Source organism: Streptomyces ortus, from assembly GCF_026341275.1.
Lineage (GTDB): Bacteria > Actinomycetota > Actinomycetes > Streptomycetales > Streptomycetaceae > Streptomyces > Streptomyces ortus.
In genome coordinates this window covers 4535622-4557838 of sequence record NZ_JAIFZO010000002.1, presented here as the reverse complement: position 1 = coordinate 4557838, position 22217 = coordinate 4535622, and the positions used below count along the sequence as shown (strand labels likewise).

The window sequence follows — 22217 nt, the reverse complement described above, 5'->3', positions numbered from 1 at the left end:
CCAGGGCGTCAATCACGGGATAGGGGAGGAGGTACTGAAGGCGCCACTGCCTGACGCACCGAACTGGTCCTATGCTCCGGCGCCCGTGCGGCGGCCAGGATCCGGCAGCGTGAAGATCGATCGCATGCATCGGCGCATCGCCGGCCGAAGCCCGTACATCCGACATGGCGTACGCGTTCGCCCCCCGTCAGACGCACGGACAGCTTCGGACGACGCGGACGCCTGATGAGACAGAAGAGGAGTTGGTGGCAGAAAATGAAGCGGTGGCCTCCGTCGTGGCGCAGTTCGCTGACGATGTGCAGTGGGTGCGGGAGTGGCCGGACAAGCCGACCTGGCGTGACCGACTCCGTCGATGGGCATTCCCCAAGTCGTACCGCTTCGACGGGTCCGCCACACCACCAAAACCCTGGGTCGACCGGCCCGCCGAGCACTATGAGCGGACAGGCTGGCGCATCCGAGCGGCCTACTACAGATCCGACCTGGCTTTCGAAGTCGAGTATGTGGTGTGCGATCAGTGCAAGATCGGCTGGGTCGAATCGCCCTACACCTACGACGGCTACAAGCGCTGCGGCCTGGCCTCGGCCGCTCTCCGGTCTCTACGCCGAGCCTATCCCGGGTTTCAGTGGCACACAGGTGGCGGACACTTCCGCGAGTCCGAGCCCTTCTGGGATTTCGTCAGCGTGGATGTTCCCGGGGGCTACACCCGGCGGGAAAGATGTCATTACGTGGAACCACGCCGAGCGCTGTGAGCCCTCTCGCCAGAAGCCACCGGACCATCACCCGCTCGTCTCCTGCCCCAGGTGCTCTGGCCCCGCTCCCCGCCAGTCGATCCAGGACGACTCCGCCACCTCCGCCGGGGCCGGACGGAGGAACATAGGTCCACCCGGGCAAGGGCAGGCAACCGGTCGGCCCCCACCGTCTCCGTTTCCGTCTCATTCACCACCGTTCGCGGACGTTCACGCGAGACCACAGATCCGCTCCCGCACCCCGACCAGCCGTACATGAACACAGGTGAACGCCCCAAACGACGCCCACTGCCCCACCAACACAGTTGGAAAGCGTGTTGATCCCGTGCGGCCGAGCGGTGCGGCGACGCGACCTCCAGTCGACAACGTCCACCGCTCTGACCATGATTGGCCTATGCGCGAGTTCAGTTGGCCGGACCGTTCCCTAGTGCCGGCCTCTGATGTTGTAGACCAGAGCTGGCCAGCAACAGTCTCCGCCCTCCCCCTCGGATCTCGCGTCAGCGGACGAGTCATCGGCCGCCAGCCGTTCGGCGTCTTCCTCCTCCTTGATGGCGTGCCGAATGCAGTCGGCCTCGCCGAAATCACAGCCATGCCTCATCACATGGAGCTGCCTACCTTGGGTGTCACCGTCGCTGGTGAAGTGATCTGGCACGCGGAACATAACCGCCAGGTGAAGATCCGCCTCGATGAATGGCACGTGCACGACTGATCGCCTGCCCGTCGTCGCGGCTCTGCACCACTACCGCACCAGAACGAGCGGGGAACAGCGGGGAACCACGGTCAAAGCGGGTGTGCCCGCAAGGAGCACAGGCCGAACATTCACCCAGGTCAGCGCCCGAAAGGGAGCGCAAATGACCGCAGCTTCCCAAGCTGAGAGTGCGAGTTCGATTCTCGTCACCCGCTCCAGCGAGCGACAAAGGCCCAGGTCATCGACCGGGGCCTTTTTGCTGTCTCGCGGAACGCTCGCCGTGTGCCGGATCCGTGCCGGATGGTTGATCGCCCGGAGCACCGGTGTCTTCGTCCGGCACAGCCACAGCTTCCTCGCACGCCTTCCGGACGGTCCCGTCGAGTCCGGCTGCAACTCCCTGCGCCCTCCTCCCCGACAAGGAGCAGCCCTTCGGGGGCCGGCTCGGCGTACGCCTCCAGGTGCCACCGGAGCTCCCCGCGCGAAAAGGGTCCCAGCAGAAGGGGCCGAACCCTTCGGCTCGACGGCCAAGCGCCGGCCACCAAGGCAGACCCGCCCGCCGAAGCGGGTCGGTCCGGAGCGCCACGAGTCGGTGATCGAGTCACCCAGGAGCAGGCCGCGCCCGTGTGCGTCACCGGCTTCCGGGCGCCGCATGCGCACGTTCGCCGGGAACCCCGGATTGTGCCACTGGCCGGCCCGCACCGGAACTCAGAACCGCTCTGCGGGATGAGCCCGAACTGCGCGGGCGGATCGCGCGGTTGCTGCTCGACCCGCACTTCCCGCCGTCGCCGCACGGTGAACTGTGCGAGTGCGTCGGCCTGGAACCGGCGCCGGCGGAGACCGCGCGTCCCGCGCCCGCGCGCAGACCGCGGGACCGGCGCATGCGCGAACTGGTACTCAGCGCCTACGAGTACCAGTTCGCGTTCTGCGGCTACGACGGCAGGACCGGCGTCGTAGCCGGTCGGGCTGGAACCCGCACACGGCGCTCTCCGATGTCAGCTCGGTCCCCGTCAGACCTTGCTGAGTTCCCAGAACCTGAACACCGTCGAGGCGTCCAGGCAGTACTGGTATCCACGGATGTCATCGTGTACCGCCGCGTACTGTTTCGCCTGCCAGATCGGCAACACGGGGACATCGTCGGCCACGATGTCCTGAATCTTGCCGAAGTCGTCACTCGCCTCTGCGCGGTTCTTCTCGGTGGCTGAGCGCGGAATCAGCGTCTCGCTTATCGTTCGGTTCGAATAATTATTGGCCAGTACGTTGCCGTCGCCGAAGAACGGAGAAGTGAAATTATCGGCGTCGGGATAGTCCGGCAGCCAGCCCTTCACATACACGCCGTACTTACCCGCGGCAATGTCCTTCTCATAGCGATCGAAGGGTACGGACCTGACCTTGGCCTTGAAGAGGCCACTGCTGTTGAGCTGCTCGGCGATGACCCGCAGTTCCTGATCGGTGGCAAGGCCGTAACGGGACGGGGTGGACCACAGTGTCAGCTCCACCTTTCCCTCGATCCCGTCGGCGCGCAGCGCCGCTTCGGCTTTTTCCTGGGAAGGACGGTCTCCATAGGTGTCAAAGAACGCCGTTGTATGACCGATGACCCCGGCAGGAATGATCGAATACAAAGGAATCGCCGTGTCCTGGTACACCTGCTTGATCAGAGCGTCCCGATCCAGCAGGTGACTCATGGCCTTGCGGAAGCCGATTTTTCCGGCCACCGGGTCGTTCATGTTGAAGACCAGATGTTGGACCTCAGCACTGTCGCCCTCGACTATTTGGATCCCCGGCTCATCGGCGAGACTGTCGGCGCCGACAAGGTCCTTCGCGGGCAGGCCCCGGAAGGCCATGTCGATGTCGTGGTCCATCAGGCCCTGCCTCAGACGGGCTTGGTCGGAATGGAAGAGTTTCAGCGTGACTCCGCCGTTCTTCACCTCGGCGCGGCCTCTATAATTTTCGTTCGGGGAGAAGACGGCCTCGTCCTTGCTCATTGATGTGAGCTTGTAAGGCCCGGAGCCTGAAGCCTGACCGTCCTCGCGTAAGGATTTGGCCTCGTACTGCCGGTGGTTGACTATGGAACCGGCGCCCGATGCTATTTTGCTGGGAAAAGTGGCGTCAGGAACTTTGAGGCGGAACACTACAGTTTTACTGTCGGGTGCCTCAACGGAGTCGAGCATGGTGAACATGACGGCTGGGCCGGCCGCGTCATCGATGAGCCGCACGCGGTCGAAGGAGAACTTGACATCTTCGGCGGTGAGCGGATCACCGTTACTGAATTTCAGGTCGTCCTTGAGTACGCAACGATAAACCCGCACCCCAGCCCCCTCGAAGGCACAACTCTCCGCAGCCTCCGGTTGCGGATCCGTACCTCCATTCGGGAAACTCAGCAAAGTCTGGAAGACGTTGTTGAAAAGCAGCCAGGAACCCGGGTCGTAACCGGAAGACGGGTCCGTGGAAAGGATTTCGTCCGACATCCCGATAATAATTCCTGGCGATTCGTCGGTCCAGCCACTGCACGCGGTGAGCGAGGTGCAGGCCAGTGCGGTTGCGGCAGAAAACCCCGCCACCCGATTACGCATGTTCACAACTTATCCCTCTTTCTTGCGTGATAATGCTCGCATTACAGAACTCGTCGCCATGGGCCGCCGGTGACACCGCAAGCGCGCCGCGGACGACCAGAGTGACCGGATCGATACGCGGGGGCGGGGTTGCCCTTGGTGGATTCGCGCGCGGTCGTGGAGTCCGGACATACCTCTTTTTCCAGATTCTCCGCGATGACCCACTGACAGCGCGCCACGAGTTGCCGCGTCAGCCCACATCGGGGCACACGACGATAGCCACAGCATTTCGCCACATTGCCCATATCGCCCGAATGTGCCCAGTATGGCAATACTCTCCGCCTTGCGCCGCACCGCACTCAATGCCGCCCGTCCGCCAACCCACCAGTAATGACGGGACAGCGCTGACCCAGCGATTGATCATGACATTACAAAGACCAACCGGCACTGTACGCGGAGTAATTTTCTGCGCATCGCCGGAAGTTAATGCCAATCGACGAGGAGGTCAGATGCAGGCGGAGGTATTTTTTAGTGGATTTATGGCCACTCAAGAAAAATCTCCGCGCGACCAGCAGCTGTCACCTACGGCCTGACGTCGGTGCGGCCTGACGTCGGTGCGGCATGACATCGGTGCGGCATGACATCGGTGGGGCATGACATCGGTGCGGCTGATGCTCGTCGTGAGTGCGGTCCTGAAGACCGCAGAGACCTGTCGCTCCGCGGCACAACCGCGTACTCGGTGTCCAGGCACTGCTCCCCACTCGGCGTGCGGTGCTGCCGTCAACCGCCGTGGTTCCCCGCCGCCTCGACGGCCTGCTCGCGCTCGGCCGCCGACCACCACAAGTTCCTCACCCGCATCGCCGGATTGCATCGCTATGCACGCCGTGGCCTCTTGGCGGGTCCGCCTCACAACGGATGGACTCGCGGGCCTGTCCGCCGTGTGCCCTTCAGAGCGGGCAGTCACGGTCGACCAGCGTGCGTCCCGAAGGATCACCCCGTCATCATTGAGCGCCCACCCGCGGGCCGGAGTCCGCGCAAGCACCCGAGCCCCGTAGCTTCCCAAGCTGAGAGTGCGAGTTCGATTCTCGTCACCCGCTCCGCGCAGAAGGCCCGGGTCGGCAGTACCTTCGGTTCCTTGTCCGTTGTCGGCACCCAGTCGCTGATCCGCTGATTGCCGACTCTCCTCCCGTACGGAGGTTTGGCGAGTGCGCGCAGTTGCTCGTAGAGCAGTCGCCCTCCCGCGACCGTGTTGTCACCCGCGCTCCCCCTCCTGACCGCCGCGCCCGGGACCGCCCGCGCGGGTACAGCGGGCACCTCTTCGGCCAGCAGCGTTGAACGAGAAATGCCCGGTCCTCCCGCCCTGCCGGGTCTCTTCCACGTCACCGCACGAAACTCCGACCGCCAGCTCGCAGCAGCAACGTGCTGACCGGAGGAGATCCCGATGAGCAAGCTCACGGAACGAAAGCGGCGGCGAACCGTCCGTCGTCCGGGGCGTGCCGCCCTGTTCGCCGCCGTACGAGGGTTCGCCACGGCTGCGGGCTCTGCTCTTCTCGGGTGCGGCCTGGTGTGGTGGCAGAGCCGTTGAACGAATCGCAGGCCGGCGCCGGATCGGCAGCGTGGTGGGTCGAGCCCGACGCTCACGAGCACAACACACCGCTCTTGCCCTCGGTAGGGGAAAGCGTCGAGGCGACCAGGGTCTCCGTACCGCCCCGGCGCGTGGGAGTCAGTACTCTGAGTGCGGCGGGACAGGGCCCGCCGCACAGTGTCCGGGAGGCGTGTCATGACTGCCGAGATGGTGGCTCCTGCGTGGATGCACCAGCAGATCACGGCCGAGGAGTACGAGTCGTGGTCCGAGGAACAGTGCGCCGGCATCGAGATCGTGGACGGAATGGTCGTCGTAAGCCCTAGCGCCTCCAAGCGTCACAATCGGCTGGCCCGGCTCCTGGCGAACGCCCTGGACGCCGCAGCCGGCCCCGATTGGAACGCCGACACGGATTTCGACGTACGGCTTCAGGACGTCCCGCTGACCAATCGCCGCCCCGACGTCATCGTCTACCGTGCGGACACGATCGACATCACGCCAACCCGTCCGGAGCATGTACTGCTCGTGGTCGAGGTGGTGTCGCCGGGCTCGGAGACCACCGATCGGATCGTAAAGGTGGACCAGTACGCCAAAGCCGGGATCGGTTTTTACTGGCGGGTCGAGCAGGCCGCGACGGGCACACCGCTTGTGTATACGTACCTGCTCGATCCCGCGACGAAGACGTACCGCGAAGGGGACGTGCACGTCGGGGCCCTGAAGATCACCGCTCCCTTCGCAGCGGAGATCGACCTCGGCCAGATCTGAACCGGTCGCAGGGCAGCGAGAGAGGCTGTCCAGCCTGCAGTGGTGCGCCCGGCAGACTCCTGCGGATACGCGAGAGCAATCGACGCTCCCTATGGCCCCGCACGTACGGCGGGCTGACCCACTCCGGGCAGGCAGTCACCCGCGCCGGGCAGGCCACCCCCTGGACGGTCGGGACGGTCGGCGGGTTCGGCGCGGCAGCGAAGACCGTGGGGCTGCGGAAAAGGCGGCCGGCTGGCTGGGCGACAAGACGAGCGACGTCGGGAGCGGCATCGGGAGTGACCGCACCGACGGGGCCAAGAGTTTGTAGACCGCACCAATCGCACCGCCCCCGGCGGACCGGCGGCGACATACTCCGTACCTGCCCGGAATTGTGGCCTCCATCACAGCGGATGTGATCTTGCCCTGGTGAGATCACCGGATGCTCGGTTTCCTCATCCGTCTTCTGCCGTTCTGGGTCCGTGAGCCTCTGCTCATCGTGATCGGTTCTGTCTTCGGCGTACGGATCATGTATCTCGCTGCCCACGATCGCGACTGGGTCGCAGCGGGTATCGGCGCGGCGTTCCTCGTGCTCGCGGCGGTAAGTGTCCATACGGTGATCCGGGCTCTGCGTGCGCAACGGAGTCCGCGACGGAATCCGAGTCCGACCGCCTCCGCCTCCGCCTCCGCGGGCGCGGGCGCGGGGGAAAGTAGGGACGGGGTGGCGGTCGGGCCTGTCACCCAGGCCCAGACCCAGCCGCCGCCGCAACAGCAACAGCAACAGCAACAACAACAACTTCCGCACCACGCGCCGCCCCACGCCGTAACCGCGCCCCCGAGCCCCCGTACTCCCGAGAAGGAGCCCAACGCCTGGGGGCAGGCCGCTGCCGCCGTGGGGTTGTTCGGGGCGCTTGCGGTCGCGTTGTGGGCGTTGCCGCGTTATATGCCGGCCGACGACAACGCCCCGCCGCCTCCCACCTGTTCGGACGAGTCGTCCCGCGAGGCGCTTCCGAAGGCTTACGAGGACTCGTCCCGGCCGGTGACCGGTGAAGAACTGTGCGAGGCGCTCAACCGGCCGGACCTGGCCGAACTCCTCGGCACGCCGGGAGAGACCGCGACCTCCGTCTCCAGCAGCAACAACACCGCACCCCTGACGGATGAGAAAGTCGCCCAGCCGGAGGCCACGGTCGCCTTCGACACGTACACCGTGAATGTCTCGGCCACGTACAACAAGCTGTCGATCGACCAGTACGTGAAGCTGATGGAGTTCGGGGACGAGACGGACGTCAGGGCGGTGACGGTTGCCGGTCGTCCCGCGGTTCTCGCCTCGGCGCACACCATGAAGTTCGAGATCGATCTCGGCGGCAGCGCGTCCGGCGGGCCGGTCGAGGAAGGTCCCCTGGCCAGGTCGGTGACCGTGGCGCTGGACCGTGACGACCGGGGCGGCTCCTGCGACATCTCCGTGTGGAGCACGTCCGGGACCCTCCCGAACGACAGCGCTCTCCTCGACATCGCCGAGAAGGTGCTGCCGGAACTTCCCGCACGGTCCTGACGCCGCGGCGGGCTTCGGCGCCGAAACCCGCCGCCGTCTCATTCATGGTCATGGTGCCCGATCTCCCGGGACGAGGGGTGCGTCGCGGGGCGTGGTCGCCGTTCGCTAGGCCGTGAGTTCGCGGTGGAGGTCGGGGAGCCGGTCGGGTGGGCGCCTTCTCCGCCGGGCTCGTCTGACGAACCCGCCGCCGGGTGTCCGTCACCCGGGCGGCCCACTGCTTCAGGCCCGCCTGCCTCTCCTTCGTCAGCATGCCGGATCACAGGGCTCTCGGCACACGCGGCCCAACTACCCCACCCCCCAACCCCAGTTGTCCCTGAACCCCTTCGGGATTGTCCTTGATCCGTAACGGGGGCGTTCGCGGCGCTGCGTTGCTCGTACTGTTCAGGCTGTTCCCGGGAGACCGGGGGGATTCGGTGGGCGACTTCGGGGGAGCGGGGCGGATATGGCGCGGCACAGTGGCGGGCGCGGGTGGTACGGCAAGGTGCTCGGCGCGGCCCTCGGGGTGGCGATGCTCGCCGGGGGTGCCTCGGTGTGGACCGCGCAGGCCGGTGTCGTGGACGGTTCGTCGAAGCCGGCCGCGTCGGACAGCGCCGTCAAGCCCGTCGCGACGTCGATCGTGCACGCCTCCGACAAGGGCGCGCGTGGCGTCAACATCACCATCGACGACGGCCCCGACCCCGTGTGGACCCCGCAGATGCTCGACGTGCTGCGGGAGAACGGGGTGAAGGCCACGTTCTGCATGGTGGGGACGCAGGCCGAGGCCCACCCCGACCTCGTCAAGAAGGTCGTCGCCGCCGGGCACCGGCTCTGCGACCACTCGGTGTCGCACGACACCACCATGGACAAGCAGTCCCAGGCCTACCAGAAGCAGCAGATCATCGACGCCGAGCGCATGATCACCAAGGCGTCCGGCGGGGTACGGCCGATGTACTACCGGGCGCCGGGCGGTGCCTTCACCCCGTACAGCCGCAAGCTCGCCGCCTCGCACGGGATGCGTCCGCTGGGCTGGAACGTGGACACCAAGGACTTCGAGGGTCCGAGCGCGGACACCATGGTCGCCACCGTCGAGCGGGAACTGCCCGACGGGCCGACGATCCTCTTCCACGACGCGGGCGGCGACCGCGCCGAGACCGTCGAGGCCCTGCGCCGGATCCTGCCGCAGCTCAAGCAGGAGGGGTACTCCTTCGGGTTCCCGGTGCGCTGACCGTTCCCAACTCAGCGGAACACAACACAGCACAGCACAGCGGGCCCCGGTCCGTGGAGGAACCGGTGCCCGCCAGGACGGCGGCAGCGCAGGACTTCAGCGCACGTCCACGTAGTCGCCCGTCGCGTTGACCGCCGCCGTCGTCGACGTGGCGGCGAAGCTGTAACGCCAGTAGCCGTCCGTGGCCGCCTTCACCGTGGTCTTCAGGTTGCCGGAGCCGTCCGTGATGACCGACTTCACGGTCGTGTACGCGGACGCTCCCTTCTTGCGGAACTGCAGTTTCACCTTCTGGCCGGTGTACGCGCCATAGCCGCCGGACGTCTCCCAGTCCGCGCGGGACAGCTTGCCCGTGACGGTCAGGGCCTTGCCCTTCTTCACCGGCTCGGGCGCCGCGTTGGCCGTCAGCCTCGCGTCACGCAGGACGGGGACCGTCCTGGCCGCGTGTACGTCGGCGAGGCTTCTGCCGTCCGCCGTCCGCCGACTCCGCCCACGCCGCCACTTTCCACGTACCGGCGAGCGCGTTGCGGCCCAGGGACCGGCGCGGCTCGATGTAGGCGAACCGCGCCTCACAGGTGGAGGTCGTCGCGTTTGCCGTGGTGCGGCGGTGACGCGCAGGGAGACGAAGGAAGCCGTCGCGGGGACGTCGACCGTCGCCGAGCCGTCCGCCGCGACAGGCGCGTCCGTCCAGGTCGCGCCGTCGTCCGTGGAGTAAGCGAGCCCGGTGATAAGGGTGTTCGCCTCCGCCGCGTCCGTGTTGCGGGTGCTCGCGCTCATGTCGACCCGTACCGGACCGGCGCTCGCGCGGCTCAGCGCGTCCACGCTCTGCGGGGTGCCCGTCGTCCGCATGCCCTGGGCGGCGACGCCGGTGACGGACTTCGCCAGGGACGACGTACGGACCGCTCCCCCTGGGACCGTCCCCGGTTCAGCTGTCACGGGCGACGGTCAGCACACTCCGGAGGGTGGTGCGACGGCGTTCCGTCCGGCGTTCCAGGCGGCCTGTAACTTCGCAGGTCAGGGCCCGTTTGAGCATTCCAGCGTCCCGTAATTCCCGGGGAGGTGGCGGCTGGGACGACGGGCGGCACAAGGTGGGGTCACTGCCCACCGAGGCGCCTCACCGCGGGCCACCCGCCCGATGTTCACAGAAAGCAGTCCACCCATGCGTAAGAGCACTCGCACCCGTTCCTTCTCCCGCACCACCGCCTCCTCCCTCGCCGTCGCCGCTCTCGCGCTCGTCGGGTTCCAGGCCACCGCACAGTCCGCGTCCGCCGCCACCACGGCCGCGACCGCCAAGGCGTCCTCGATCGCCGCCTGCACGACGGCGAACACCAAGGTGACCGTCGGCAAGGCGTCCCGGCCGATCAACCACCTGCTGCTGAAGGCCACCAACACGGGCAGCAAGCCCTGCTACGCCTACAGCGCCCCCTTCCTGCGGGCCGGTGCCGACGCCCAGGCCCCGCTGCGGTGGGTCGAGGACAGCACCCCGCAGTCCGTGCTGACGCTGGAGCCCGGCCGGACCGCGTACGCCGGCATCCTGACGTACTCCCCCGACGGCGAGGGTGGCAGCCAGGTGAAGGACCTCGGTGTGCTCTTCACCGACAGGTCGGGCCGCCCGGCCGGCTCCGAGAAGAGCCTGCGGCTGCCGGACGGCGGCGTCTTCTTCAACAGCGCCGCCGCCGTCACGTACTGGCAGGACAACGCGGCGGACGCCCTCTTCTGGTAGGAGGCCTCACGGGATCCCGCCGTGACCATGTCACCGGTCGGTGACAGCGCTGTCCTGGAATGACGGCGGCGGGATCCCTTCGCCTCCCCGCACCCCTCCTAGTGATCGAACACGCCCCACCCCACCACCTCTCAGCAAAGGGAACTTCATGTCTGGCAACCGTCGCAGGGCCTTCCTCGTCTCCGCCGTCGTCGTGGGCAGCGCCCTGACGATGACCGCGTGCCAGGACTCGGGAGGGGTCAAGGACTCGGGCAGCGGGAAGAGTTCTTCCTCCGCCCGTACGAGCGGCGACCAAGCCGCGGACAAGTCGAAGGGCTCCGACGCGAGCAAGGGCGCCGGGAACGACACGAGCAAGGGGTCCGGGAACACGGACGGCTCCGGCGTCGACACCGGCGACGGCACGCGGGAGAAGGTCGAACAGGGCTGCGGCGCCAACGACATCACCTGGAGCACCAGGTCCGAGAGCCAGGCCGGCGGATACGTGCTGATCATCGCGAAGGCGAAGGCGGGGATCACCTGCTACCTGCCCGCGGAGCTGCCGACCGTGGCGTTCGGCTCCGACGGCACCGAGGCGGGGCCCGCGGAGCAGAGCGTCGGCGAGCAGATCAAGCTGACCGGGAACGTCACCGCCTACGCGGGCGTGAACCCGAAGACGACCGACGCGGACGGCGGCAAGGAGCTGGAGCACATCATCGTCGCCGTCGGCAACGACGACCCCAACCCGGTCTCCCTGCGGGTCGGCACCATCACCGTCGACAAGCCGGTCGTCACCAACTGGCACACCTCCCCCGCCGACGCCGTCCCCTTCGGCTGACCGGACCGTGGACCGGCTTCTGAGTCGATGTGCCCCCGCGGCCGTTCTTCAGGGTGCAGGACGTACTCGACCCAGGAGTCTGTGATGAGCACCAGGACAGGACCCCAGCGATACCCCTCCGCGAGCCGGACCCACTGGTACCAGGACGACTTCGGCGGTGACCCGATGCAGGTCAACGTCGTCGTCCTGCACACCACGGAGGGTTCCACCCTGCCCGGTTACGGCGGCGGCTCCTCCGCGCCGAACCTGACCGCGGTGCCGGACCTCGCCGCCAAGAAGCTGAAGTGGTACCAGCACTTCGACATCGAGACCTCGTCACGGGCGCTGGTCAATCTGTCCGGCGGGGTCGAGACGAACACCCTGAACGTGTGCCAGGTCGAGCTGGTCGGCACCTGCGACCCGAAGACGCACGCGAAGTGGAAGTCGGCGGGCCGGTCGCACGTCTACTGGCCGGACGCGCCCGACTGGGCCCTGCGGGCGGTCGCCGGCTTCCTCTCCTGGATGCACGAGGAGCACGGCGTACCGCTGTCCGGCCCGAAGACGTGGCCCGCGTACCCCTCGTCGTACGCGAACGGCGGCGGTCAGCGGATGTCGGGTGCGAAGTGGACGGCCTTCAAGGGCGTCTGCGGGCACATGCACGTGCCGGAGAACGTCCACGGCGACCCGGGCGCGATCGACTTCGCCAGGATCCTCAAGTACGCGAAGGCCGACCTGGACGTGGACGACGACACCCCGGGGACGACCACGCCCGCGGTGCCCGCGTTCCCCGGGCGCAAGTACTTCGCGGCGGGCGCGTCGAACGCGTACGTGCTGCAGCTCGGCAAGCAGCTGGTGAAGCGCGGCTTCGGCGACCACTACAAGGTCGGCCCGAGCAGGAACTGGGGCGAGGCGGACCGGCTGAACGTGCGCGACTTCCAGAAGTCACGCAAGGAGCTGCGCGGCGACGCCGACGGCATCCCCGGCCCGCTGACCTGGCGCCTGCTGTTCTCCTGAGGAGCGGCCCGCCCAGAAGACCGCTGCCCGCACGGCCGCCGGCCGCCGGCCGTGCGCGTCAGGCCGGTTCGGGCTGCGGGTCCAGCTGCGGTGTCGGTGCGGGCTTCGGTTCCCACGCCGTCGTGGTGCGTACGTAGCCGTGGACCACCGAGGCCATCGCCAGGAGGATCAGGGGGCCGTAGATCCACGGGTAGCGGGCCATCTCCGGCGACAGGAAGCGGTAGGACACCAGGAGCGCGGCGAAGACGGTCGCGCCATGGGCGGCCAGCCGGATCCCCGAACGGTCCCAGCCGCGGTCGTACGCGCGCAGGGCCGCCTCGATGGTGAGGACGAACACCACACCGGCGACGAGGTCCGCCCCGTAGTGGTAGCCGAAGCCGAGCGTCGCGGCGAGGGTCGCGATCAGCCAGAACGTACCCGCGAACCGCAGGAACCGCGGGCCCTTGCGGGAGTGGATGAAGATCGTGACGGCCCATGCCGTGTGCAGGCTGGGCATGCAGTTGCGCGGGGTGATCTCGTCGAAGCCCATGGCCTGCGGGGCGCCGATCGGCGGCGGGGTACGCGGCCACAGATCGCCCACCGCCCACTGGACGCTGGAGGGGGCACTGTCCGCCCAGGCGCTGATCCCCTGCCAGTGCTGGGCGCCGGTGCCGAAGGCGAAGACCGGTCCGACGACCGGGAAGAGCATGTAGACGGCCGGGCCGAGGAGGCCGACCAGCAGGAAGGTGCGCACCAGATGGTGGACCGGGAAGCGGCGCTCGGCCGCCACATTGCGCAGTTGGTACAGGGCGACGACGACCGCGGCCACCGCGAGCTGGCCGTAGACGAAGTCGAGGAGGTTGAAGCCGAGCCGGCCGGTCGCGGTGACAAGTCTGCCCAGCGGCCAGGAGAGGTTGCCCAGCGCGTGGTCGGCGGTCGCCATGTACTGGTCGAGCACCATCGGGCGGGTCTTGGAGGTGATGAGCAGCCAGGTGTCGCCGGTCTTGCGGCCGACCACCAGGAGCAGGCCGAGCCCCACGCCCTTCAGCAGCAGCACCCGGTCCTGGCCGGTGCGGCGCGTGAAGGCGATGACGGCACAGCCCAGGATCACCCACAGCGCCCCGTTCCCGAAGGGGTGGCCGTCGGTCGCCCTGGCGTCGGCCGCCCACCGGACGAGAAAGATGACGGCGTCGATGCCGACCGCGGCGCCGACCGCGACGAACCGCTGCCGCCAGGGGAGCACCACCAGCGTCAGCGCCATACTCGCGTACAGCAGGCCGCCCGATTTGGGGGCGAAGACGACCTCTCGCACCTGGTTGGTCATCGGCCCCGGCAGGCCGTAGTGCCGTGCGGCGATCTCCAGCGCGATCATGAACCCGAGGGACGCCACACCCACCACGGCCCAGAGTCTCGCCCGTGGCCGACGCCACAGGGAGGACGCGACGCGGGGGTCTATTCGGGCGGCGACCTGCGATTTTATGTGTTTCAAGTCTTCAGTCGATTTGCTAGGGGGTGGGCAGGCCCGGGGCGGGCCTCTCGGCAGGGGAAGACGGGGGGATCACCGTTCGGGTTCCGGCCTCACCCCTGGGCCCTGGGCCGCAGCCGTGCCAGCAGCAGGGCGCCACCGGCGGCGGCGCCCACCGCTCCCACCGCCAGGAATCCGCCGGTGGAGCGCCACGACAGCACCGACCACCGCGACTGCGCGGAGAACAGCGACCCCGTGCTCAGCCAGGAGCCGGTCGAGATCAGCGACAGGGACGAGCCGATCGAGCCGGCCGACAGGGCGCTTCCGATCGAGCCGACCGACAGGACCGATCCGACGGACCCCACGGACAGCACGGAACCCACCGAGCCGATCGACAGCACGGAGTCCTGCGACCACAGCGACAGCGCCGACCCCGTGGAGCCGGCACCGGAGGAGCCACGACCGACCGGTCGTACGGACAGCTTTTTCATAGGGACATCTTGCCTGCCCGGCCCCCCGGCCGGGAGAGCCCGTACATGTCCGCCTGCGGCGGCCGGGGGGCGGACCGCCTAGTTGGTGAAGGTGATGTACTTCCAGGCACCGTGGGTCGTGGAGTTGACCGTGTCACCGGACGAGCTGTTGATGTACGACGAGCGGACGCGGGCCCGGATGCCGGACTCGCCCGGTGCCTCCAGGGACACGACCGACTTGCCGTTCGTGCCGACGGAGAAGTACTCGGAGCCCGAGTCGTACCAGGAGCCCTGGTAGTACACCTGCACCTGGAAGCGCTGCTTGCGGCCCGAGTAGTAGTTCATCGTGGTGGTGAACTTCGGGTCGGTGTTCTTGTGGAACCACTGGTACGTCGTGGAGCCGATCTTCGCCGTCTTGTAGTGCTTGGAGACGGTGGTGGAGACCTTCGCCTTGGCGTACGCCGTCGACTTCACGGTCTTCGCGGCGTAGCGGGCGTCTCCGGTGAAGACCGCGGTGACCGTGGTGTCACGGGTCATGTCGACGGTCGCCGACAGGTTCCCACCGGAGTTGACCTTCGCCGACTTCAGCAGCTTCTTCGGCTTGTCGGAGCCGAAGGGGTCCGCGTAGATCGCGACCGTACGGTTCTTGTACGTCGTCCCGAGGTGCGCGGTGAAGGAGACGTCCTTGCCGTACGAGTACAGCTTGCCGTTGTTGGTGAGCGTCAGCGTGGTCGCCTTGCGGGAGACCTCCACCGCGTCGGAGCCGGAGACGGCGCCGTGCGTGGCGTCGCCCGCGTAGGACACCTTGTAGGTGACCTTGCCGCCGGCGGGCGGGGTGTCCGTGAACGAGAAGCCGCCGTCCGCCTTCGTCTTCACCGCGGCCAGCGCCTTGCCGCTCGGCGACTCGACGTCGGTGCGGGTCACGCTCAGGGAGGTGCCCGCGGGGAGCGCCGACTTCGAGGTCAGCTTGCCGGTGACGGTGAGCTTCTTGGCACGGTCCGCCTTCGTGGGGGCCGACACCTTGAGGGTGGGCAGCTCCTTGGTCGGGTCGGACAGGGCGCGCAGCGTGTACGTGCCGTAGGTGTTCACGGAGACCGCGAAGACCTGGCTCGCGTCCGGCGCCCAGGCGAGCGCCCCGTCCACGAGGGTGTCGGCGCCGCTGCTGTTGCCGGTGTTGGGGAAGTCGTACTCCCGCACCGGGGTCTGGTCGCCGGGCCGGTGGATGTGGACGTCCGGCTCGTACCAGGAGTCGCTGCCGCCCGCGACGCTGCCGTCGGGCGCGACGCGCACCGCGTTCGGGTAGGCGTCGATGGGGTAGCCGGTCTGCTCGGCCAGGTCGGTGGTCGCGTAGGCGCCGATGCCGTAGCCGTACTCGGGGTCGCCCCACGAGGTGAGGACCTGGCCGCCGTCGGGCGTCAGGTCGATCTGCCGTACGGCGGTGTCCATGTCGCCCTTGACCCGCAGCGCGGCCCCGTCGGCGGACACGTCGTACACGGCGAGATCGCCGCCGTTGCCGACCGCGAGGACGCCGGGGACGGCCGGGTCGGAGGCCAGGAACATGCCGTAGGCGCCGGAGAAGCCGACGTCCCCGCGCTGGGCGAGGTGGACGACGGGCTCGGTGCCCGAGACGTCGAGCGAGCCGATGTCGGTGCCGTGGGAGAACCAGATCCGGCCGTCCACCACCTCCAGGTCGCCGGGGGCCGCGCCCACCGGGTAGCTGGCGCTCTGGGTGTACGTCCCGGTCTCCACCGAGACGATGCGGTTGCCGTTCTTGACGGCCGCGTACACCTGCCCGGAGTCGGCGGACAGCGCGAGGCCGCTCACTCCGGAGAGCCCGGTCAGGGTGGCCCGTACGGCACCCGTGTAGTCGGTGACGACGATCTTGCCGCCGGTGGGATCGGAGACGTACACGCGCCGGTGGGCGCCGTCCACGACGATGTCGCCCACGGACGCCACCGGGAGAACCTTCGCGGAGTCGGCCGAGGCCGGACCCGCTGTGCCCGCGGCCAGAGCCGCGGAACTGAGGACGACCGCGAGTGTTGTCGCGATCGACATGCTGCGCCTGCGCACAGTGATGTGACCCCCCACAAAGAAGCCCGGTACTCGCCGGGCGTGCTCGAAGCGACCGCGTGTTCCCCTCGCACCGTCGACGGTGCGTACCCGCGGTCGAAGACGCAGCGTATGGCATGACAGTGACAAAGGTGACCCGGTTAATGCCCGGCACCGCAGCCGGCACCTCAGCCGTGCAGGGCCCGGTACGCCTCCGCCGCCCCCGGATGCAGGGCGATGCCGCCCGTGCCGATCAGGCTGCCGACGTCGAGGAACTGGGTGCCGACGGCGTTGTCGGGGACCAGGGCGCCCGCCCGCGTGACCAGCAGACGGGTCAGCGCCTCGGCGACGGCGTGCGGCAGATCGGGACGGCACACCAGCAGGTTGGACACCCCGATGGTCGCGACCCCGCCCGCCGACCGGTACGCGCCCTGCGGCAGGGACACCTTCTCCAGACCGGAACCGGCCCGGCCCTCGCGCCCGTCCAGCTCGGGCAGCAGCCCGGCCAGCGGCAGGAACCGCAGACCGGGGCGTTCGTCGAGGCCGGACAGCGTGGGCAGCGGCACCCCGCCCGCGACGATCAGGGCGTCGACCGAGCCCGCCCGCATCGCCTCGGCCGCGTCGGCCAGCGGGAGATGGAGCACGGGCACGTCGGTGTCCGGGGTGAGGCCGGCCGCGAGCAGGATCCGGGCGCCGAGCACGGCCGCACCCGAGCCGGTCGCGCCGAGCGAGACGGGGTGTCCGGCCAGGTCGGCGACCTCGCGCACGGGGGAGTCTGCGCGCACGACGAACTGCAGGTAGGTCTCGTAGACCCGGCCGATCGCGCGCAGGGGCACCGGCCGCGGGAGGAGGCCGGAGCCCTGGGCGGCCAGCGCCGTGTCGGTGAGGACGAGTCCGAGGTCGGCGCGGCGGTCGCGGAGCAGTTCGATGTTGGTGAGGCTGCCCGCGGTGGTGCGGACGCGGCAGTTCAGCCGGGGGTACGCCGATTCCAGTTCGGCGGTGAGGAGGCGGCCGAACGCCTCGTAGAACGCGGTCGGTTCACCGGTCGCGATCCGCAGGACGCCGCTCGGCCCGGGACGCTGCCCGGACGCGTCGCCGGTGAGCGCACCCCCGAGAACGGCGACGGCGGCGGTGCCGAGGGCGGCGTGGAGGAGGGTACGGCGGTCCAGGGGGCGGGGTCCGGGGCGGAGGCGGGGGCGGTTCACCGGGCCTCACCCGGCTCGTGCCGCCTGCCGGTCCCGCCCGGTCCACCCGGCCCACCCGGCGCGCCCCGGCCGCCGATACCGCCCGGTCCGCCCCGCTCGTCCCGGCCGCCGGTACCGGCCGCTCGGCCCGCCGCCGCGCGCGGCACCACCGCTCTCGCCCGCAGGCCGTGCGGTCGGGCCGCCGTCAGTTCCAGTCGGCCGCCGCGGCCCGCGAGGAGTTGTTCGGCGATGGCCAGGCCCAGGCCCGTACCCGCCGTGCGGTTCTCGCGCTGGTGGCCCGCGCGCCAGAAGCGGGTGGTGGCCAGGGCGAGTTCGTCCGTGCCGAGGCCGGGGCCGTCGTCCGTGACCGTGAGGACCACCGAGCCGGATCCGGACTCGGAGCGGGACCCCGGCTCGGCCCCTGCCCCGGAGGCGCAGTCGAGGGAGATCTCGGCGCCCTCACCCGCGTACTTGATGGCGTTGTCCAGGAGGATGTCCGCGATCTGGGCGAGTTCGCGGTCCGTGCAGGCGGCCGGGAGCGGGGGCGCGGCCGAGGTGAGGGCCAGCCGGGCGCCGGCGCGTGCGGCGACCGGCTCCCACAGGCGGTGGCGGTCCGCCGCGACCGCCGCCGCGTCGCAGTGGACGTCCGGGCCGTGGGTCATGGCCAGTTCCCCGGCCCGGTGTTCCGCGGTGGCGAGGGCGAGCAGGTCGTCGAGGAGGGTCTCAAGGCGGTCGAGTTCGGCGGTGACCCCGGTGTACGTGCGCTCTCCCGAGGGCGCCAGGTGGGTGTGCAGGGCGTCGACGCGCAGCCGCAGCGCCGCCATCGGGTTGCGCATCTGGTGCGAGGTGTCGGCGACGAGCCTGCGCTGCTGCTCCAGGGCCGCCGTGACGGTACGCGCCATCCGGTTGAAGCCGATCGCGAGCTGCCGCAGTTCGGGCGGCCCGCCGGCCCGGGTCTGCTCGGGCGGGAGCCCGGCGGCGAGCTGGCCCACCGCCCGGTCGAGCCGGCGCAGCGGGCTGACCACCCACCCCGTCGCGGCCTGCGCGAGCACCGCGCAGGCGACGGCGACCAGCGCGGCCCCGGCGAGAACGGCGGCCCAGCGCCGGGTGATCTCGTCCGCGGCGGTGCCGACCGAGGCCCGCAGCACGACGGCCCCGGAGACACGGGTCCCGGTGCCGGCCGGCTCGGCGAACATCCGGTGCCCCCGTGACCAGGGACGCAACGCCCCCGAGGGATGCTCGGTCTGGTTGCGCAGCGCCGCGTCGAGCAGCCGAGCGACGGCGGGGTCGGCGGCCCGCATGCCGCCGGTCTGGACGACGGTCCTGCGGCGCGTGTCGGTGACGACGAGCGGTTCGCCGTACAGCTCGGTGTAGCGCCGGGCCTCGGCGGCGACGGCCGAGGTGTCACCGGTCGCGGCGGCCTGGTCCATGAGGGCCGCGAAACGGTCGAGGTCGGCGCTGCGGGCCAGGACCAGTTGCTGGGTGCGGTCGGACGCGGTGAACAGCAGCAGCGGTACGGCGAACGCGGCCACCGCGATCACGACGAACAGCAGCAGTGCGGCCTGGACCCTCGTGCGCACGCCTCGCTCCTCCGTCCTCGTCAGTCCTCGTCAGTCCTCGTCGGCCCTCGTCGAGGCGCCGAAGCGGTAGCCGAAGCCCCGGATCGTCGTGAGCAGATCGGGGCGGCGCAGCTTGGCGCGCAGCTGGGTGAGGTGGACGTCCAGGGAGCGGGACACGCCGTGGTGGGCGTCGCCCCACACCTCGTCGAGCAGTTGCTCGCGGCTGACCGCCGTCCCCGCGCGCCCGGCCAGCACGGCGAGGATGTCGAACTCCTTCGTGGTCAGCTCGACCTCCGCCCCGCCGACCCGGACCCGGCGCGCGTCCAGCTCCACCTCGACGTCGGCGGCGCGGACGGTCCGGGCGGCGGTGGGCGCGTGCCGGGCGGCGTTACGCCGCGTGACGGTGTCGATGCGGGCGAGCAGCTCGGCGAGGCGTACCGGCTTGACGAGGTAGTCGTCGGCGCCGAGGCGCAGCCCGCGCACCACCGAGCGCTCGTCGCCGCGCGCGGTGAGCACCACCACGGGCAGGTCGCTGACCGCCCGCAGCGCGCGCAGCACGTCCAGGCCGTCGGTGTCGGGCAGGCCCAGGTCGAGAAGGAGCAGGTCGGAGCTTCGGTGGTAGGTCAGGACGTCCTGGCCGTAGCGGACCCGCCGGGTCTCATGGCCGTGGTCGTACAGGGCCTCGACGAGGGCAGCGGCCACGCCGTCGTCGTCCTCGGCCAGCAGTACCTGCACCCTGTCCACCTCCTTCGGCCGCTCGGGCCGCTCGGACCGCTCGGGGAACCCCGGCCACTCCCCGTAGCCACGCAACCGAATGTAGACCACACCGGCCCCGCACCCGCCGGAGTGTTAAGGGGACGTTAGTTCTGTGCCAGGGCCCCTCGTGCGGCGGCGCGGGCCCGGGTGAGGCTGCACGGCACCCAGCAGAGCAGCCCGGCCTGTGAAGGACGCCGTCATGATCATCGACTGTCACGGTCACTACACGACCGCCCCACCCGCCCTGGGGGCCTGGCGCGATCGGCAGATCGCCGCCCTCACCGACCCGTCGGCCGCGCCGGACCCCGCGGACCTGCGCATCGGTGACGACGAGCTGCGCGAGAGCCTCGAGCCGAACCAGTTGCGGCTGATGGACGAGCGCGGCATCGACGTCACGGTCTTCTCGCCGCGCGCGTCGTTCATGGCCCACCACGTGGGGGACTTCGCGACCTCCGCCGCCTGGGCCGCGATCTGCAACGAACTCTGCTTCCGGGTCTCGCGGCTGTATCCGGAGCGCTTCGTGCCCGCCGCGATGCTCCCGCAGTCGCCGGGCGTCGACCCCGCCACCTGCGTCCCCGAACTCACCCGCTGTGTGGAGGAGTACGGCGCGGTCGCGGTGAACCTGAACCCCGACCCCTCGGGCGGCCACTGGACGGCCCCGCCGCTCACCGACCGCTCGTGGTACCCGCTCTACGAGAAGCTGACCGAGTACGACATCCCGGCGATGATCCATGTCAGTACGAGCGTCAACCCGGCCTTCCACACCACCGGCGCGCACTATCTCAACGCCGACACCACGGCGTTCATGCAGCTCGTCCAGGGGGACCTGTTCGCCGACTTCCCCACCCTGCGCCTCGTCATCCCGCACGGCGGCGGCGCGGTCCCCTACCACTGGGGCCGCTTCCGGGGCCTGGCGATGGCACTCGGCAGACCACCGCTCGAAGAACACGTCCTGGGCAACGTCTACTTCGACACCTGCGTCTACCACCAGCCCGGCTCGGACCTCCTGTACGACGTGATGCCGGCCCGCAACCTCCTCTTCGCCTCGGAGATGATCGGCGCGGTCCGCGACATCGACCCGTGCACCGGCCACCACTTCGACGACACCCGCAGGTACGCGGAGGCCGCCGGCCTCTCCCCGGACGACCTGGCGGCGGTCCAGGAGCACAACGCCCGCGCGGTGTACCCGCGGCTGGACGCGCTGCTGAAGCGACAGGGGCGGTGAGCCGCGTGAGCGCCCCCGTGGACTCCGCCGGCTCCCCCAGGACGCCCGGCTGGCTCGACTGGTACGAGAACCCGTCCGCACCGGCCTTCCGGCTGCCGCCGGGGGCCGTCGACACGCACTGCCATGTCTTCGGCCCGCAGGCCGAGTTCCCCTTCGCGCCACAGCGCAAGTACACGCCCTGCGACGGCGGCAAGGAGGACCTGTTCGCGCTCCGCGACCACCTGGGGGTGGCCCGCAACGTCATCGTGCAGGCCACCTGCCACGGTGCGGACAACAGCGCCATGGTGGACGCCGTCCGCGCGGCCGGCGGCCGGGCGCGCGGTGTCGCGACGGTCCGCCCGGACATCGAGGAGAGCGAACTCCTCGCGCTGGACGCGGCGGGGGTGCGCGGGGTGCGCTTCAACTTCGTACGCCGCCTGGTGGACACCTCACCCCCCGACGACCTGCTAACCGTCGCCAAGAAGGTCGCCCCGCTGGGCTGGCACGTCGTCCTGTACTTCGAGAGCGCCGACCTGCCGGACCTTGAGGACTTCTTCGCGTCGCTGCCCGTCCCCCTCGTGGTGGACCACATGGGCCGGCCGGACGTGACACGGCCGGTGGACGGGCCGGAGTTCACCCGCTTCCTGCGGTTCATGGACGCCAACGACGTCTGGGTGAAGGTGAGTTGCCCGGAGCGCCTCACCAAGACCGGACCAGCTGCGCTGGACGGCGAACGCCACGCGTACACCGACGTCGTCCCCTTCTCCCGCCGCGTCGTGGCGGAGTTCCCCGACCGGGTGCTGTGGGGCACGGACTGGCCGCACCCCAATCTCACGGACCACATGCCGGACGACGGTCTGCTCGTCGACCACATCCCGCACATGGCGGTCACGGCCGAGCAGCGGCACAAGCTCCTGGTCGCCAACCCGATGGGCCTGTACTGGCCCGGCGAGGACTTCTGA

General features: G+C 69.6%; 19 protein-coding genes and 2 pseudogenes. 12 read left to right on the top strand and 9 right to left on the bottom strand.

Annotated elements, in window-relative coordinates; genetic code table 11:
• The first annotated feature begins 245 nt into the window (after positions 1 to 245).
• Complete coding sequence (locus K3769_RS23490; RefSeq protein WP_267028332.1) at positions 246 to 749, top strand: hypothetical protein; 504 nt, start codon at positions 246 to 248, stop codon at positions 747 to 749.
• Positions 750 to 1140: 391 nt separating this feature from the next.
• Positions 1141 to 1455: a S1 domain-containing protein gene (locus K3769_RS23485; RefSeq protein ID WP_267028331.1), complete on the top strand. Its 315-nt coding sequence runs from the start codon at positions 1141 to 1143 to the stop codon at positions 1453 to 1455.
• Positions 1456 to 1980: 525 nt separating this feature from the next.
• Here K3769_RS23485 and K3769_RS23480 read toward each other — a convergent pair.
• A pseudogene (locus tag K3769_RS23480) lies at positions 1981 to 2115 on the bottom strand (ATP-binding protein); the annotation flags it as partial.
• Here K3769_RS23480 and K3769_RS23475 point away from each other — a divergent pair.
• Positions 2091 to 2412 (top strand): annotated as a pseudogene (locus tag K3769_RS23475) (phosphorothioated DNA-binding restriction endonuclease); the annotation flags it as partial. The pseudogenes K3769_RS23480 and K3769_RS23475 sit on opposite strands and share 25 nt — an antisense overlap.
• 29 nt (positions 2413 to 2441) lie before the next feature.
• On the opposite strand, the gene K3769_RS23470 reads toward K3769_RS23475, so the two are convergent.
• Positions 2442 to 4004: an ABC transporter substrate-binding protein gene (locus tag K3769_RS23470; protein ID WP_267028330.1), complete on the bottom strand. Its 1563-nt coding sequence runs from the start codon at positions 4002 to 4004 to the stop codon at positions 2442 to 2444.
• 1420 nt (positions 4005 to 5424) lie between these two features.
• Between K3769_RS23470 and K3769_RS23465 the strand changes: the two genes are divergently transcribed.
• The 4 genes from K3769_RS23465 (at position 5425) to K3769_RS23450 (ending at position 9062) form a co-directional block, all read left to right on the top strand.
• Entirely contained in the window at positions 5425 to 5568 is a 144-nt protein-coding gene (locus tag K3769_RS23465; RefSeq protein ID WP_267028329.1) for a hypothetical protein, read from the top strand.
• 195 nt (positions 5569 to 5763) lie between these two features.
• The gene (locus tag K3769_RS23460) at positions 5764 to 6330 is read left to right on the top strand and encodes a Uma2 family endonuclease (protein ID WP_267028328.1); all 567 of its coding nucleotides are present in this window, start codon (positions 5764 to 5766) and stop codon (positions 6328 to 6330) included.
• 697 nt (positions 6331 to 7027) lie between these two features.
• Positions 7028 to 7858, top strand: a complete 831-nt coding sequence (locus tag K3769_RS23455) for a DUF6215 domain-containing protein (protein WP_308216388.1) — start codon at positions 7028 to 7030, stop codon at positions 7856 to 7858.
• A gap of 442 nt (positions 7859 to 8300) precedes the next feature.
• Positions 8301 to 9062, top strand: coding sequence for a polysaccharide deacetylase family protein (locus K3769_RS23450; RefSeq protein ID WP_267028326.1), 762 nt, complete (start codon positions 8301 to 8303; stop codon positions 9060 to 9062).
• Between the two features lie 96 nt (positions 9063 to 9158).
• Here the strand turns inward: K3769_RS23450 and K3769_RS23445 are convergent, their stop codons facing one another.
• Positions 9159 to 9995 carry a hypothetical protein gene (locus K3769_RS23445; protein WP_267028325.1) on the bottom strand — a complete coding sequence of 279 codons (837 nt, stop codon included), beginning with the start codon at positions 9993 to 9995 and terminating at the stop codon, positions 9159 to 9161.
• Positions 9996 to 10218: 223 nt separating this feature from the next.
• Here K3769_RS23445 and K3769_RS23440 point away from each other — a divergent pair, with 223 nt between their 5' ends.
• The 3 genes from K3769_RS23440 to K3769_RS23430 all read left to right on the top strand — a co-directional run bounded on the left by K3769_RS23440 (position 10219) and on the right by K3769_RS23430 (position 12589).
• A complete protein-coding gene (locus K3769_RS23440; RefSeq protein WP_267028324.1) occupies positions 10219 to 10782 on the top strand; it encodes a DUF4232 domain-containing protein in 564 nt (187 codons plus the stop codon).
• Between the two features lie 148 nt (positions 10783 to 10930).
• Positions 10931 to 11596, top strand: coding sequence for a DUF4232 domain-containing protein (locus tag K3769_RS23435; protein ID WP_267028323.1), 666 nt, complete (start codon positions 10931 to 10933; stop codon positions 11594 to 11596).
• Between the two features lie 84 nt (positions 11597 to 11680).
• On the top strand, positions 11681 to 12589 hold the full coding sequence (locus K3769_RS23430; RefSeq protein ID WP_267028322.1) for a peptidoglycan-binding protein: 909 nt from the start codon (positions 11681 to 11683) through the stop codon (positions 12587 to 12589).
• Between the two features lie 58 nt (positions 12590 to 12647).
• Here K3769_RS23430 and K3769_RS23425 read toward each other — a convergent pair whose 3' ends face one another.
• From K3769_RS23425 to K3769_RS23400, 6 genes are all read right to left on the bottom strand, one after another.
• Positions 12648 to 13940, bottom strand: coding sequence for a phosphatase PAP2 family protein (locus tag K3769_RS23425; protein WP_372515163.1), 1293 nt, complete (start codon positions 13938 to 13940; stop codon positions 12648 to 12650).
• A 206-nt stretch (positions 13941 to 14146) separates the two neighbouring features.
• A complete protein-coding gene (locus tag K3769_RS23420; protein ID WP_267028320.1) occupies positions 14147 to 14524 on the bottom strand; it encodes a hypothetical protein in 378 nt (125 codons plus the stop codon).
• A gap of 78 nt (positions 14525 to 14602) precedes the next feature.
• Positions 14603 to 16558, bottom strand: coding sequence for a YncE family protein (locus tag K3769_RS23415; protein ID WP_267028319.1), 1956 nt, complete (start codon positions 16556 to 16558; stop codon positions 14603 to 14605).
• A gap of 182 nt (positions 16559 to 16740) precedes the next feature.
• Positions 16741 to 17757 (bottom strand): TAXI family TRAP transporter solute-binding subunit, encoded by a 1017-nt coding sequence (locus K3769_RS23410; protein ID WP_267028318.1) that lies wholly within the window; start codon positions 17755 to 17757, stop codon positions 16741 to 16743.
• Positions 17754 to 19316 (bottom strand): sensor histidine kinase, encoded by a 1563-nt coding sequence (locus K3769_RS23405; RefSeq protein WP_267028317.1) that lies wholly within the window; start codon positions 19314 to 19316, stop codon positions 17754 to 17756. The genes K3769_RS23410 and K3769_RS23405 overlap by 4 nt, the downstream gene beginning before the upstream one ends.
• A gap of 30 nt (positions 19317 to 19346) precedes the next feature.
• Positions 19347 to 20030 carry a response regulator transcription factor gene (locus tag K3769_RS23400; RefSeq protein ID WP_267028316.1) on the bottom strand — a complete coding sequence of 228 codons (684 nt, stop codon included), beginning with the start codon at positions 20028 to 20030 and terminating at the stop codon, positions 19347 to 19349.
• 220 nt (positions 20031 to 20250) lie between these two features.
• On the opposite strand from K3769_RS23400, the gene K3769_RS23395 reads away from it, so the two are divergent.
• Both K3769_RS23395 and K3769_RS23390 read left to right on the top strand, forming a co-directional pair.
• Complete coding sequence (locus K3769_RS23395; RefSeq protein WP_267028315.1) at positions 20251 to 21276, top strand: amidohydrolase family protein; 1026 nt, start codon at positions 20251 to 20253, stop codon at positions 21274 to 21276.
• Positions 21277 to 21281: 5 nt separating this feature from the next.
• Positions 21282 to 22217, top strand: a complete 936-nt coding sequence (locus K3769_RS23390) for an amidohydrolase family protein (protein WP_267028314.1) — start codon at positions 21282 to 21284, stop codon at positions 22215 to 22217.

Bases quoted from the DNA above. Each gene is read 5' to 3' on its own strand.
- K3769_RS23485 (WP_267028331.1), top strand. From the start codon at position 1,141: ATGCGCGAGTTCAGTTGGCCGGACCGTTCCCTAGTGCCGGCCTCTGAT.
- K3769_RS23470 (WP_267028330.1), bottom strand. From the start codon at position 4,004: ATGCGTAATCGGGTGGCGGGGTTTTCTGCCGCAACCGCACTGGCCTGC.
- K3769_RS23465 (WP_267028329.1), top strand. From the start codon at position 5,425: ATGAGCAAGCTCACGGAACGAAAGCGGCGGCGAACCGTCCGTCGTCCG.
- K3769_RS23460 (WP_267028328.1), top strand. From the start codon at position 5,764: ATGACTGCCGAGATGGTGGCTCCTGCGTGGATGCACCAGCAGATCACG.
- K3769_RS23450 (WP_267028326.1), top strand. From the start codon at position 8,301: ATGGCGCGGCACAGTGGCGGGCGCGGGTGGTACGGCAAGGTGCTCGGC.
- K3769_RS23440 (WP_267028324.1), top strand. From the start codon at position 10,219: ATGCGTAAGAGCACTCGCACCCGTTCCTTCTCCCGCACCACCGCCTCC.
- K3769_RS23435 (WP_267028323.1), top strand. From the start codon at position 10,931: ATGTCTGGCAACCGTCGCAGGGCCTTCCTCGTCTCCGCCGTCGTCGTG.
- K3769_RS23430 (WP_267028322.1), top strand. From the start codon at position 11,681: ATGAGCACCAGGACAGGACCCCAGCGATACCCCTCCGCGAGCCGGACC.
- K3769_RS23425 (WP_372515163.1), bottom strand. From the start codon at position 13,940: ATGATCGCGCTGGAGATCGCCGCACGGCACTACGGCCTGCCGGGGCCG.
- K3769_RS23420 (WP_267028320.1), bottom strand. From the start codon at position 14,524: ATGAAAAAGCTGTCCGTACGACCGGTCGGTCGTGGCTCCTCCGGTGCC.
- K3769_RS23415 (WP_267028319.1), bottom strand. From the start codon at position 16,558: ATGTCGATCGCGACAACACTCGCGGTCGTCCTCAGTTCCGCGGCTCTG.
- K3769_RS23395 (WP_267028315.1), top strand. From the start codon at position 20,251: ATGATCATCGACTGTCACGGTCACTACACGACCGCCCCACCCGCCCTG.